Consider the following 12,550-nt stretch of genomic DNA (forward strand, 5'->3'; position numbering starts at 1 on the left):
GGGAGTTCCGAACGGGGACGTTTCCTCACAGCTCCCCCAGCTGGATTCGAACCAGCAACCCTTCGATTAACAGTCGAATGCTCTGCCGTTGAGCTATGGAGGAAAGCAACGGATAATCACTTTAGCAGAAGAAATCCGAAGTGTGAAATCGAGGTGACATCGGCTAATCTGTGAGGCTGGGGGTCTTAGTGGCCTCTGATGGCCCGGCGACGCTGTTCGAGTTGCATCAGTTCCTGATTGATTTTCAGGAACTCGTCGTCATTGTCGCCCACTCGATTTAGCTGGGCTAGCAGGTCAGCTTTGCGACGGGTGATCTGTAATTCAAACAGACTGTTCATGATGTCGCGGCAGTAGAGAACGACATCGTGTTCATTCGTTGCAGGTAAGGCTGTCACGGCCAGCTCAGCGACCATGGGACGCAAGGCAGCGGGCACTTCCTCAGAGACTTTTTCAACCCAGCCGTTCAAACTCTCGGTCGTTGATCCTGTGGTAATGATGGCCGCCTGGATCGCTGCGAAGACCGGCACTCTAAAGACAGAGGAGTAGAACGCTTCCCATTGCTCTTGGGAGAGCATCTCCGGGTACTGGAGCAAGACCTCTAGCGCGCCTTTTTCCATTCTGGCCACAGGATCCCTAAGATCGGGGTGACTTGCTACCGGGAGGTTCGCACCTACCTGCCGTTGTTGCCCCGGCTGGGATACTCTGGCCGAGTGTTCTTTTTGGTGTTGTTGGAGGCGACGTTCTTCGGTACGAACCGCTTGGTCGACATCGGTGAGTTCTAGCCCCAGTTTTCCAGCAAGATCTCGAGCGTACTCCTTTTTCATGATGGGATCTTTAATGCCAGCCAGAATGGGGGCTGTGGCTCGCAATGCTTGGGAACGACCCTCCACGCTCTGAAGATCAAACCGCTTCAGCGTCGTGTTGAGGGCAAATTCGAATAATGGCCGCTTCGAGTCAATGAGCTCCCGCAGAGCGTGGTCTCCTTTGTTAACACGCAGGTCACAAGGATCCATACCCGAGGGTTCTACGGCCACGAAAGTGCGGGCTTGAAACTGTTGGTCTTCTTCAAAGGCCCGCAACGCTGCTTTCTGACCGGCTTCATCGCCGTCAAACGTGAAGATCACTTCGGCACCACTGCGGTCATCGCTGATCAGCCGGCGCACAATTTTGGTATGGCCCGACCCGAATGCGGTTCCACAGGTGGCGACAGCGGTGTCCACGCCGGCAAGGTGAGCTGCCATCACATCGGTGTAGCCCTCCACCACCACGAGCTGACGGTGCTGAGAGATCTGGCGTTTGGCGATATCCAGCCCGTAGAGGACTTGGGACTTCTTATACAACGCAGTCTCCGGGGTATTCAGATATTTCGGTCCGGGGTCTTCGTCTGACATTTTCCTCGCCCCGAATCCAATGGTGGCGCCGGTCAGATCCCGGATCGGCCAGGTCAGCCGATCTCTGAACCGGTCATACAGACCGCGACGTCCTTCTGAGAACAGCCCGGTGGCTTTCAATTCCTGGTCGGTAAATCCGTGGCGGTGCAAGTGGTCGAGCAGATTCGACCACCCGGCCGGGGCGTAGCCAACCCCGAAACGTTGGGCATCCTCAGCCGTGAATTCCCGGGATTGGAGGAATTGCTGTCCCAATGTTGCCTGGGATGTTTGCAGGGTTTTCTGATAGAACTCGTCGGCAATCTTGTGGGCTTCCAATAGACGCTGGCGCTGTCCGACCTCGCGACGGTCTGGACCCTGACCGTCCTGATAGGCGACTTCGATGCCAGCTTTAGCCGCTAACGCTTCCACCGTTTCGGTAAATGAGGTGTGTTCCAACTCCATGAGGAAACTAAAGACATCCCCGGAGGCTTCACATCCGAAACAATGGTAGGTACCCACCGATGGCCGCACGTGGAATGACGGAGTCCGCTCGTCATGGAAAGGACACAAGCCTTTGAAGGATCCCACACCGGCGGACTTGAGCGTGACATAGTCTTCCACCACGGCTTTCAAGTCCGTGGCTTGCCGTACCGCATCGATGGTGTCGCGCTTAATCAGTCCTGCCATAGCACCAGTCTAGGAGCAACGACCGACAGCGTTCTCCACCGGCTGAGCATCTGTGGATAGCATGGAGAGGTGCAAGAATTAGTCATGGAAAAAACACGTGAAGTCCTGGCCGATGCCGAGCACATCGTCGTTTTCTCCGGTGCCGGTATCTCCAAGGAATCCGGCCTGTCCACCTACCGTGAGCCATTGGAAGGCCTGTGGGAGAAGTGGGACCCCCAAGAATTAGCCACCGTTGAGGCCATGTACTACAACCCGGAGCTGGTATGGACCTGGATGATGCATCAGGCAGTGACCATGCGCCAGGCTACTCCGAATCCCGCCCACGAAGCCGTGGCCGAAATGCAACGCCGGCTCCACGATGTTCGGGTCATCACCCAAAACGTTGATGACCTCCACGAACGCGGGGGTGCCACGGTTCTGTCGCACTTACACGGCCAAATCGCCACATTCCGGTGCCATGACTGTCAGCGTCCCTCGCCGTTTTCGTTAGAGCAGATCCTGGCCCAACAGCAAATCACCCAGGCACCAACTGATCCCGAGCGACTCGCCCAGCCTCTCGAGTGTGAGATCTGTACCGGGTATTTGCGTCCCGACATTGTGATGTTCGGCGAGGTGCTCCCCCAGCAAGATTTCGCGAACGCTCTGACCGCCATGCAACAGGCCGACGCCGTCATCTCTGTGGGAACATCCTCGGTGGTGCAACCAGCAGCGTCTTTGCCGTTGGCGGCCTCAAGGGCGACGCTGATCGAGATCAACCCGGCCCCAACCGAGCTGTCGGAAATGGCCGATATTATTCTGCGAGCGCCAGCAGCTGAGGTCATGCCACAGCTGGTTCCGGCCCACGACTAGACCATGCTGCGTAGCCGAGTAGTTTCAGGAGACCACTAGTTAATGCGAGTGGGTTCGGCGTTACCCGCCACCAGATTGCCGTGCCACTGTAGCGCCGCGTAGTCGCTCAGTGATGCCACCTGATCGATGACAGCTCGGAATTTGCCGGCATCGTCGGCCCGCTGCCAGTCGCGGGCATAGATCGGCTCCAGATAGCGGTCGTCGTTCTCAGCCAAGAGCTCGACCAATTCACTCAGGATCTCGCGTTGTCGGGCGTAAAACGGTTGCCGTTCTTCGGATTCCATCACGTAGGTGGCCGCGATTCCTTTCATGACCGCGATTTCGACCTCGGTGTCTTCGGGAACCACCACGTTGGCGTTGTGTCGGGTGAGATGGTCATTGCCGTAGACCTCACGGGTGGCGTTGAACGCTGAGGTGCAGAATCGCCCAATGAGTTGGGAGGTCATGTCCTTGAGCTGTGAGCGGGCTTGGCGGGACCCGTCGATCCGACCGACCCATTCTGGTGCGTGTTCCAGCCGGTCGAGCCCGGCCTCGATGGTGGCTTCATCGGTGTCGGGCAGGTACCAGGCCTGGATTGTGGACACCGCACGGGCGCGCTGTTCGGGGTCTTTGAGCCAATGCAGTTGGAAGTGCCCGGAGACCACCCCGTCTTCGATGTCGTGCACCGAGTAGGAAATATCATCGGCGAGATCCATGACTTGGGCTTCCATGGATTTCCTGGTGCCGGTCAGACCTTGTCGGAACCAGGTGAACACTGGCAGATCGTCTTCATAGACCCCAAATTTCCGCACACCGGGTTGACGGGTCCAGGGGTATTTGCAAGCGGCATCCAGGCTGGCCCGGGTGAGGTTCAGCCCGGCAGAGGTACCGTCTGCGAAGGATTTTTTGGGCTCCAATCGGGCCAGCAACCGTAGGGTTTGAGCGTTGCCTTCGAATCCGCCGATGTGCTGAGACAGTGTGTCCAGGGCCTTTTCGCCGTTGTGTCCGAACGGTGGGTGCCCGAGATCATGTGACAGACAGGCGGTATCGACCACATCAGGATCACATCCCAACGAGCGGCCTAGCTCGCGTCCCACTTGTGAAACCTCCAGTGAGTGCGTCAACCGGGTGCGAGTGAAATCATCATCTCCGGGTGAGAGCACCTGGGTTTTGGCCGACAGCCGACGCAGTGCCGCCGAGTGCACCACGCGAGCCCGGTCACGCTCATAGTCGGAGCGGTAGGAGGACTTCGGCGGTTCAGCTAACCAGCGTTGTCGGTCCCAATCGGTATACCCGGGTGTCTGTACCGCTTGGCCGGCATAGGGTGGACGGTCTTCGGGGCCGAAGAGGGGTTGCTGTCTAACCACCGGAGATATCCAGTTCTGCAGCGTGGATCATCGCCTGCTGTTCGGTATTGAGTTCTTGCGAGTCCAGCCAACCCTCAGGCAAGTGGGGCTTCTTCGGGCCACCGGCTCGACCGCGGGGGCCCTCAGCGACCGCACCGGGGTACGGGATCGACCGGTCCAGGGTGTCCAGGAGCTCACGCAACTGGTCCAGGGTCTCCACGGTAACCATCGAGCGTCGAATTTCTCCGCCGACCGGGTAGCCCTTGAAATACCAGGAGACGTGTTTGCGAATATCGCGCATGGCTTTGAGCTCATCGCCGTAGGTGTCGACCAGTAGTTCGCCGTGGCGGTAGAGCGCATCGGCAACGGTGCCCAGTCCGGGCCGGAAGCGCTCTTCCGATCCGGTGAAGGCATTCTGCAAATCCCCAAACAACCAGGGGCGGCCCTGGCACCCGCGACCGACGACCACCCCGTCGACACCGGTGTATTCGACCATCGCGATGGCATCTTCGGCAGACCAGATATCACCATTGCCCAGCACCGGAACCTCGCTGACGGTTGCTTTCAGTTCGGCAATGGAGTCCCAGTTGGCCTGACCGGAGTAGTGCTGGCGCATGGTGCGCCCGTGGAGTGCAATCGCCGAGACCCCCAGATCCACAGCCCGACGGGCCGCTTCCAGGGCGGTGAGGTGCTCCTCGTCGATCCCGCGACGCATTTTGATCGTGACCGGAATATCGCCGGCTTCGTCCACGGCGCCCTTGACGATGGAGGTGAACAGATCGATCTTCCACGGTAGCGCCGATCCCCCGCCGTTGCGGGTGACCTTCGGGACGGGGCAGCCAAAGTTCAAATCGATATGGTCGGTGTGATCTTCTTCGACCAGCATGCGCACAGCAGCGCGAGTGGTGACCGGGTCCACGGAGTACAGTTGCACGGACCGCGGTACCTCATCGGGGTCGTGGGAGATAATCCGCATCGACTCCGGTTTGCGTTCTACCAAGGCACGGGCGGTCACCATTTCGTTGACGTAGAGCCCGCCACCGTACTCGCGGCACAGACGACGAAACGCGGTATTGGTGATCCCGGCCATCGGTGCCAACACCACCGGGACCGGAATGGTCAACGGTCCGATCTGCAATGGGGGCAACGTCAGGGTGGTTTTCTCCGTGGTGTGGTGCGGACGGCCTTGATCTCCGGTACCAGTCGCGATGCGCTGTTCTCGCACAGAAGAAGTCACAGTAGTTGTCATGATTGCTCAATTATCCCAGATCCTGGCCGGCAGGGACCACCGCAGGCGGTCCACAGCGCGTAAAGCAAGCAACATCACCTGGAATAATCACCAGGAATGAAGCCCGATGATCAATTGTTGAACCGAGCATGAAGAAGAAACTCGGGTTTCTGAACTTTGGACACTGGACCCAAGGACAAAACGGGACTGGTGGCGCGCGCCAAGCCCTGCACGACCAGATTCAGATGACTGTCGCTGGCGAGCAGGTTGGGCTGGATGCCGCCTGGATTCGCTCGCATCATTTTCAGTCGATGTTTTCAGCGCCGTTCCCCACGCTGGCTGCGATGGCGGCGCGGACCTCGACCATTGAACTCGGGACCGGCGTGATCGACTTGCGCTACGAGCACTTAGCTTCATGACGGTCGTGACGTCGAGGCGGCACAGCGGCCGCTGACACGCCACGCGAGGCGTGGCCGGGAGACCTCCTGAGGAGTAGGTGATCAGCCTGCTCGCGGACGAGGAGGACCCACATGGCCATCATGCACAAGATCATCCGTCACACCGAGCCCCGCGCGTGGCTTGGCTGTCTGGCCTGCTACAACGACGGCGATCTCGTCGGCAGGTGGTACGACGCCGAGGACTGCGACGAGGTCACGCCTGCCCAGCTGCACGGTCACGCGACCGACCACGAGGAACTCTGGGTGATGGACCACGAGGGCATCCCTGTCACCGGCGAGATGGACCCCATGACCGCGGCCCAGTAGGGCCGCGTCCTCACCTCGGTGCCGGAGCACCAGCAGGAGGCCCTCTTCGCCTGGGTGCGGTCCGGCAGCTACGTCGCCGAGGACGGCGGCGTCCTCGTCTTCCGCAACCTCTGAGCTATAGGCGCGTTTACTGCACTGTCACGTAAACGCGCCTATACCCTCTTTGACAGTACTCAACTGTTGTCGTGGTGGAAATTCTTTAGGGTGAGCATCGATCTACTCCACTTCTCGTAAAACCCAGAAGAACTATTCAGTCACTGCTGTATAGTTCAGCGCATGCTGACGAATGATGCACGTATTGATGTGATGAACCGCTTGGGTCGAGCCATGGCTGACCCCACGCGGTCCCGCATCCTGTTGACCCTGTTGCGTGGGCCAGAGTATCCGGCGGTACTCGCCCAGAACCTTGAGCTGACGCGGTCGAACGTGTCAAACCATCTGGCCTGTCTGCGGGACTGTGGGATTGTGGTGGCGCACCACCAGGGACGCCAGACGCGCTATGAGATCGCCGACCCACACCTGACTCGGGCACTGACGGCGCTGGTGGACACGACCCTGGCCGTCGATGAGGCCGCACCGTGCATCGACCCGGCCTGCACTGTGGGGGACTGTAGTGACGTTGCGGAGGTGAGTGCGTGATCCTGTCCTCCATTGCGCAAGCAGTTGGGCTGTTCATCGCCACCAATATCGACGACATCATTATCTTGTCGTTGTTCTTCGGCCGAGGCCAAGGACAACCCGGCACCACCCGCCGTATCCTGCTGGGACAATATCTCGGATTCCTCGGCATTCTCGGGGCTGCCGTGCTTGCGGCCCTGGGCGCCCAAGCGCTGCTACCTGACCAAGTGCTGCCTTATTTTGGCCTGATCCCACTGGGGCTAGGCCTATGGGCAACATGGCAGGCGTGGCGCAATCGCGACGACGACGATGACGACGCAGCACAGCTGGAAGGCAAGCGAGTCTCGGTCTGGACCGTGGCCGCGGTGACCTTCGCCAATGGTGGCGACAATATCGGGGTCTATGTGCCAGTGTTCGTCAGTGTTAGCTGGAGCACAATCCTGGCCTACTGCATCGTCTTCTTACTCCTCGTCGCCGTCCTGGTGTTTGTGGCTCGATGGATTACGTCCAGGAAACCTATCGCCGAAGCCCTGGAACGGTGGGAACACATTCTGTTTCCAGCAGTCCTCATTGGGCTGGGCATTGTGATCCTCATCAGCGGCGGAGCCTTCGGTCTCTAAGCCACAGCGGTTGAACAGTTCTTGCAGTCATCAGCTCTGGCGGTCAGAGGTTGGTGCAGATGGCCTCGGCGTGGCACGTGGCGGGGTCCGCTGCGCGGCTGGTGTGGTGCAGGGCAGTGACGGTCTGGCGTAATTGGATGAGGTCAGCGATCTGCTGGTCGAGCTCGGTCAGACGGTTGGCCAGCAGCGCGTCGACGTGGGCGCAAGGCGGCTGGCCGGTATCGCGCATCCGCAGAATCTCACCGATGTGGGCCAGGGACAGTCCCGCGCGTTGGCCTCGACGGATGAAATCGAGTCGCCAGAGCATCGCTTCGGGGTAGTCTCGGTAGCCGTTCGGGGCCCGATCCGGGGGTGGCAGCAGCCCGATGGCTTCGTAATAGCGCAGCGTTTTGGTGGTGGTGTCGGCAGCGTCTGCCAATTCGCCAATCCTCATTGAACTCAAGGCTCCTTTATGATCGTCGGACTTGACCTTCCAGTGTACTGGAAGGTTCATACTGGGTGCAGACCAAAGAAAGAGGCAAACAGATGGTACAAGGTTTCGACGTTGATCTGGTGGTGGTGGGCTCCGGTGGCGCTGGCATGGCGGCAGCCATTACAGCCCGGCGGGCCGGCAAAGAGGTGTTGGTGATCGAGCGGGACACCCTCGGTGGCACCTGCGTGAACATCGGATGCGTCCCGTCCAAAACGCTGTTGGCCGCGGCCGGCACCCGGCAAGCCGCCCTGACCAACCCGTTCCCCGGGGTCCCCACCTCCGCCGCGGGCGTGGATCTGGGGTCGCTGGTCGGACAAAAAGACCAGCTAATCACCCGGCTGCGAGACACCAAATACGCTGAGGTCGCGGCCGCGCATGGGTTCCAGATCCGCACCGGGGAGGCCTCCTTTGTTGATCCCGACACCCTGGTGGTGGATGGGACCCCGGTGACAGCCGGTTCGATTGTGCTGGCCACCGGCGCGGTGCCAGCCTTACCACAGGACGTGACCGGGTTGGACGAGGTGGACTATCTGACCTCGACCACGGCCATGGCACTGACCGAGCTGCCCGAGTCCATGATTATTATCGGCGGCGGCTACGTCGGCATCGAACAAGCCCAGCTTTTTGCCGACTTGGGCACCCGGGTGACGATCATCGGCCGGATAGCCCCCACCGCCGAGCCAGAAATGACCGCCATCCTCCGACAAACCCTGACCCTCGATGGGATTACGGTGCTCGAAGAGCACGCCACCGGGGTGACCCAGGAGCATGACCAGATCCAGGTGGCCACCGCCTCGGGACGCAGCCTGTGTGCTGAGCGCCTGCTGGTGGCCACCGGCCGCCGCCCGTCCACCGAGCATCTCAACCTGCCCGCCGCAGGTATCACCACCGACCAGGAGGGATTCATCCTCGTCGATGACCACCAGCGCACCACCAATGCGCGGGTCTTTGCTGCCGGTGACGTTACGGCGGCCCCGCAATATGTCTACGTCGCCGCGGCCACCGGCAAAGCTGCCGCGGCCAATGCCCTGCGCACCGATCCGCAAGTGCCGGCCACGAAAGTCGATTACACCGGCCTACCTGCCGTGATCTTCTCGCGCCCCCAACTGGCCACGGCCGGACTGACCGAAGCCGCGGCCCGGAGAGCCGGGTACCGGTGTCACTCCCGGGTGCTGAGCTTCCAAGACCTGCCGCGCGCCTTAGTCAATCACGACACTTGCGGGGCGCTGAAGATGGTCGCCGAAACAAGAACCGACAAAATCCTGGGCATCAGCGCTATCGGCGATCACGCAGCAGAGCTCCTGCTCCCGGCAACTTATGCGATCACCGCGGGGATGACCACCCGCCACCTCGCCGACACCTGGGCACCCTATCTGACCACCTCCGAAGCACTGCGCCTGGTGGCAGGCACCTTCCATGACGAGCTGCCCACGTCTTGTTGTGCCTGACCCTTTGTTATTCGGGGGTGTGGGGCAGGAAACTCAGTTGCTGGGCGTGGAAGGCGAAATGTTTCGTGGGGTAGGCGTAGAGGTCGGCCACGGTCATCACCGGCCGAAAAAATGGATCCCACCGGGTGGGAAACGCCATCTGCAGCCCCAAGGAGGCGTGGGACTCGGTTTCCAGGTTGGCGGCCAGCGTGGTCGTGACCCGACGCAACTTCCGGGCCATCCGGTGACGATTGTACACGCGCGATGCCGCCCAAGACCCCCAGTAATTGACCCAATCAAAGGGCTTGGTCCCGGCATCGAGCAACCCAGCAAAGGCATTCCCCACGGACGGTGGCAACCGACCGAAACACTTGACGAGGGGCAGCAGGCGTCGGGTCACCATGTAACCGAACACCATGTGAAACAACAATTCTTCGTTGGTCCAGCGCGTACCGGCGCTTCGGCTACGCAACTCGGCGTCACCAGCCAGCGCGAGGAAGGTTTCCAGATCGCCACAGGCGTGCAGATATCCAACGGTGATCTCAGCACGGTCTATCACGGTGACCTTCTTCGGTCCGGAGCGGGGTCTTGCTCGCCTTGTCCTTTTATTATGGACTGCATTTCAACCTGTCTTGGCAGCATAGTTGCGCACACGTACGCAGCATCTAATCGGGCATAGCATGTCTGACAGATCTCTGCCTCCCATAGGAGCCCCACCATGCGATGCCACCTGATCACCGCCACCACGCTCGCCATCGCCGCCAGCGCCCTGCTCACCGGCTGTAGTGGCGACAGCCTCGAGGGCACCTACCTCGACGCCAAGGAGGGCCGATACATGCTCGTCCTCGGCGAGGACAGCACCTGCGGCCACCAGGAGCGGACCAACCCGCAGGCCGAGATCGACGATGACTGTTCCTGGACCCGCAACGGCGATGAGCTGACCTTCGTCGGACTCATGAGCTACAACGTCTACGGCACGGTCAACGACGACGGCTCGATCACCATCCCGCACCAGAACCACGTCAGCTCGAAGCTACTGCAGAAGCAGGAGAGCTGAGCGTGATCACGAGACCCCCGGGGAGCATCCGCTCGCTCCTCGAGGGTCTCTTTCTTGATCTGCGTGAATGCAGGAGTCGTGGGATAATGAAGCATGCGCATCAAAGACTTCTTCGAGGAGCCAGCGGGGACTGACAACCCCTGGGATTCATCGAAGCCGGTTCTCAACGCCGACCTGATCACCCAGCTCGCACAGGGCACCGCTTACGACCCGAACCCGCTGGAGACCGCGCTCGAGCTCACCAGGCTCGTCCGAGCAGAGTACGAGTCCTACGGCACCGAGAAGTCGCACCTGCGGACCGACGAGGACGAGGCGAGGGCCGCACTCAAGGCGCTCCGCATGCTCCTCAAGCGGAGGGGCATCGTCTTCGACCCTCCATGGCGTGACTTCTCGTCCTTCCACAGTCACTGGATCGCTGAAGGTGCCTATGGGAAGTGGCAAGCCCGCCGCGACATCATCGAGAAGGTGTTTCGGCCAATCCAGGATCAGCTTGAGGAGGCCGAAGAGTGGCAGTTCCTTGGCGAACTGGCCGAAGGCATCTCGCCGCACGGCGATCTCGGCTGGACTGACGTCGACGATCACATCTCACAGCTACGGCAGCGCTTCAGGTCAGCCTCCACGCCTGTCGACTACAAGGATGTGGGCAACCGTTGCGTCGGCGTCCTCGAGGCGCTCAGCGCCCACGTCTACGATCCTGAGGTGCACTGCCCTCCGGTACTCTCAGAGCCTCCGGTCGACAAGACCGACATCCGCATCGGCGCGTACATCGACCACCGTCTGCCCGGCAAGTCCAATGAGGAGCTGCGGGGGCTGACCAAGAAGGCGTCGGCTCTCGCCCACAAGATGAAGCACTCACCGAAGGCCGACCGGACCACGACCGGCATCACCGCGGATGCCGTGATCCTGCTGGCGAACATCTTGCGTCGACTCGAGGAGGGCTGAGGTCCTCCACGCAGACCGGGGCGCCCGTCGATCCTCCTCCGTCGGATCACCGGGCATCGGGAGGTGTGGTTGTGGCTTCGTTCGCTTCGTGGCGGGGTTTTTGCAACGCTCCGTGGCGGTCTTGTTGCCGCGATCACCCAGGACTGGCTGCAGGTAGGTGTCGCGGTCTGAACCGAGAGGGGTGCGCCCGGTCGGGGCCGTTTGGAGCGCTGCCGCTACGTCAGAGTCCGAAGGCTCCGCCGCTGACGAGGATCACGATGCCGAGGCCGATGAGAACGATGGGGAAGAGGATGTGCTCCCAGCGTTCGAGCACTTCGGCGATCGGGGGGCGGGTGGCGACGAACTTTGCCAGGGCCACCAGGACCGCGACGAGCGCGAGGAAGACGATGCAGTAGGCGACTACTGCGAGAGGTTCCACGCTGAGGAAGACAGGGGTGTAGACGCCGATGTTGTCGCCGCCGTTGGCAAAGGTGACGCCTGCGACTGTCCACACGCCGACCTTCTTGCCGGCAACCTTGGCCTCGTCGTCATCGTCGTCATCGTCTCCGCGCCAGGCCTGCCATGCGGCCCAGAGGCCGAGGCCCAGAGGAATGAGACCGAAGTACGGGATGGCTGCCGAGGGCAGGAATGCTCCGGCGCCGATGGTCACCAGGACCGAGGCACCGAGGATGCCGGCGAATCCGAGGTACTGGCCGGCCAAAATGCGGGCGGTAGTGCCGCGCTGGCCTGCCCCTCGCGCGAAGAAGAGGGAGAGCACGATGATGTCGTCGATGTTGGTCGCTGCGAACAGGCCCATCGCCTGCAAGACCGAGGTGAGGATCATGCGCCCTCCCCAGCTGCGTCGCATCCGGGAAGCGAGCAGGCGGGATCGATGCACGGGGCGTCTTCGTCCACTGCCAGGGTGGCATCGACCAGTGCCGTTAGCGCCTGCGCCAGGTGCGAATCGGCGATCTCATATCGTGTCCGACGACCCTCGGGCTCGGAGACGACGATCCCGCAATCGCGCAGGCATGCCAGATGGTTGGACACGTTCGGGCGTGTCAGGTCCAGATCTCGGGCCAGTTCCGCCGGGTAAGCGGGATGGTCGAGCAGGGTCAAGATGATCCGGGATCGAGTGGGGTCGGCCAGTGCACGACCCAGGCGGTTCATCACGTCGAGACGCGAAGCAATAGTCAGCATGAACTTAACTAT

General features: G+C 61.1%; 15 protein-coding genes and 1 tRNA gene. 8 read left to right on the forward strand and 8 right to left on the reverse strand.

Annotation, left to right across the window (positions count from 1 at the left end; translation table 11 throughout):
• Positions 1–31: 31 nt before the first annotated feature.
• A tRNA-Asn gene (locus DYI20_RS02975) sits at positions 32–103 on the reverse strand.
• Between the two features lie 82 nt (positions 104–185).
• The gene (dnaG, locus tag DYI20_RS02980; RefSeq protein WP_122548839.1) at positions 186–2,057 is read right to left on the reverse strand and encodes a DNA primase; all 1,872 of its coding nucleotides are present in this window, start codon (positions 2,055–2,057) and stop codon (positions 186–188) included.
• Positions 2,058–2,141: 84 nt separating this feature from the next.
• On the opposite strand from dnaG, the gene DYI20_RS02985 reads away from it, so the two are divergent.
• A complete protein-coding gene (locus tag DYI20_RS02985; RefSeq protein ID WP_122548840.1) occupies positions 2,142–2,906 on the forward strand; it encodes an SIR2 family NAD-dependent protein deacylase in 765 nt (254 codons plus the stop codon).
• Between the two features lie 35 nt (positions 2,907–2,941).
• Here the strand turns inward: DYI20_RS02985 and DYI20_RS02990 are convergent, their stop codons facing one another.
• Together DYI20_RS02990 and dusB are read right to left on the reverse strand one after the other, a co-directional pair.
• Positions 2,942–4,252 carry a deoxyguanosinetriphosphate triphosphohydrolase gene (locus DYI20_RS02990; RefSeq protein ID WP_110098742.1) on the reverse strand — a complete coding sequence of 437 codons (1,311 nt, stop codon included), beginning with the start codon at positions 4,250–4,252 and terminating at the stop codon, positions 2,942–2,944.
• A complete protein-coding gene (gene dusB / locus DYI20_RS02995) occupies positions 4,245–5,480 on the reverse strand; it encodes a tRNA dihydrouridine synthase DusB (RefSeq protein WP_122548841.1) in 1,236 nt (411 codons plus the stop codon). Before dusB ends, DYI20_RS02990 begins: the two co-directional genes overlap by 8 nt.
• Before the next feature lie 128 nt (positions 5,481–5,608).
• On the opposite strand from dusB, the gene DYI20_RS03000 reads away from it, so the two are divergent.
• The 4 genes from DYI20_RS03000 to DYI20_RS03015 all read left to right on the forward strand — a co-directional run bounded on the left by DYI20_RS03000 (position 5,609) and on the right by DYI20_RS03015 (position 7,461).
• Positions 5,609–5,878, forward strand: a complete 270-nt coding sequence (locus DYI20_RS03000) for an LLM class flavin-dependent oxidoreductase (RefSeq protein WP_122548842.1) — start codon at positions 5,609–5,611, stop codon at positions 5,876–5,878.
• Positions 5,879–5,989: 111 nt separating this feature from the next.
• Complete coding sequence (locus DYI20_RS03005) at positions 5,990–6,223, forward strand: antirestriction protein ArdA (RefSeq protein ID WP_233242821.1); 234 nt, start codon at positions 5,990–5,992, stop codon at positions 6,221–6,223.
• A gap of 276 nt (positions 6,224–6,499) precedes the next feature.
• Complete coding sequence (cmtR, locus tag DYI20_RS03010) at positions 6,500–6,862, forward strand: Cd(II)/Pb(II)-sensing metalloregulatory transcriptional regulator CmtR (RefSeq protein WP_043057154.1); 363 nt, start codon at positions 6,500–6,502, stop codon at positions 6,860–6,862.
• Entirely contained in the window at positions 6,859–7,461 is a 603-nt protein-coding gene (locus tag DYI20_RS03015; protein WP_110110350.1) for a cadmium resistance transporter, read from the forward strand. The genes cmtR (DYI20_RS03010) and DYI20_RS03015 overlap by 4 nt, the downstream gene beginning before the upstream one ends.
• A 43-nt stretch (positions 7,462–7,504) precedes the next feature.
• Here DYI20_RS03015 and DYI20_RS03020 read toward each other — a convergent pair whose 3' ends face one another.
• Complete coding sequence (locus DYI20_RS03020; protein ID WP_043057152.1) at positions 7,505–7,894, reverse strand: heavy metal-responsive transcriptional regulator; 390 nt, start codon at positions 7,892–7,894, stop codon at positions 7,505–7,507.
• A gap of 92 nt (positions 7,895–7,986) precedes the next feature.
• On the opposite strand from DYI20_RS03020, the gene merA reads away from it, so the two are divergent.
• On the forward strand, positions 7,987–9,381 hold the full coding sequence (gene merA, locus DYI20_RS03025; protein ID WP_110110351.1) for a mercury(II) reductase: 1,395 nt from the start codon (positions 7,987–7,989) through the stop codon (positions 9,379–9,381).
• Positions 9,382–9,388: 7 nt separating this feature from the next.
• On the opposite strand, the gene DYI20_RS03030 is transcribed toward merA, so the two are convergent.
• Positions 9,389–9,919, reverse strand: a complete 531-nt coding sequence (locus DYI20_RS03030; protein WP_043057151.1) for a DinB family protein — start codon at positions 9,917–9,919, stop codon at positions 9,389–9,391.
• A gap of 159 nt (positions 9,920–10,078) precedes the next feature.
• On the opposite strand from DYI20_RS03030, the gene DYI20_RS03035 reads away from it, so the two are divergent.
• Both DYI20_RS03035 and DYI20_RS03040 read left to right on the forward strand, forming a co-directional pair.
• Entirely contained in the window at positions 10,079–10,417 is a 339-nt protein-coding gene (locus DYI20_RS03035) for a hypothetical protein (protein WP_110098749.1), read from the forward strand.
• Between the two features lie 93 nt (positions 10,418–10,510).
• Complete coding sequence (locus DYI20_RS03040) at positions 10,511–11,359, forward strand: hypothetical protein (protein WP_122548843.1); 849 nt, start codon at positions 10,511–10,513, stop codon at positions 11,357–11,359.
• Between the two features lie 220 nt (positions 11,360–11,579).
• Here the strand turns inward: DYI20_RS03040 and DYI20_RS03045 are convergent, their stop codons facing one another.
• Both DYI20_RS03045 and cmtR (DYI20_RS03050) read right to left on the reverse strand, forming a co-directional pair.
• Positions 11,580–12,182 (reverse strand): cadmium resistance transporter, encoded by a 603-nt coding sequence (locus tag DYI20_RS03045; RefSeq protein WP_110101663.1) that lies wholly within the window; start codon positions 12,180–12,182, stop codon positions 11,580–11,582.
• Positions 12,179–12,538: a Cd(II)/Pb(II)-sensing metalloregulatory transcriptional regulator CmtR gene (cmtR, locus tag DYI20_RS03050; RefSeq protein ID WP_006590980.1), complete on the reverse strand. Its 360-nt coding sequence runs from the start codon at positions 12,536–12,538 to the stop codon at positions 12,179–12,181. Before cmtR (DYI20_RS03050) ends, DYI20_RS03045 begins: the two co-directional genes overlap by 4 nt.
• Between the last annotated feature and the right edge of the window lie 12 nt (positions 12,539–12,550).

Origin of the sequence: Auritidibacter ignavus, assembly GCF_003703835.1 — a bacterium.
Taxonomy (GTDB): domain Bacteria; phylum Actinomycetota; class Actinomycetes; order Actinomycetales; family Micrococcaceae; genus Auritidibacter; species Auritidibacter ignavus.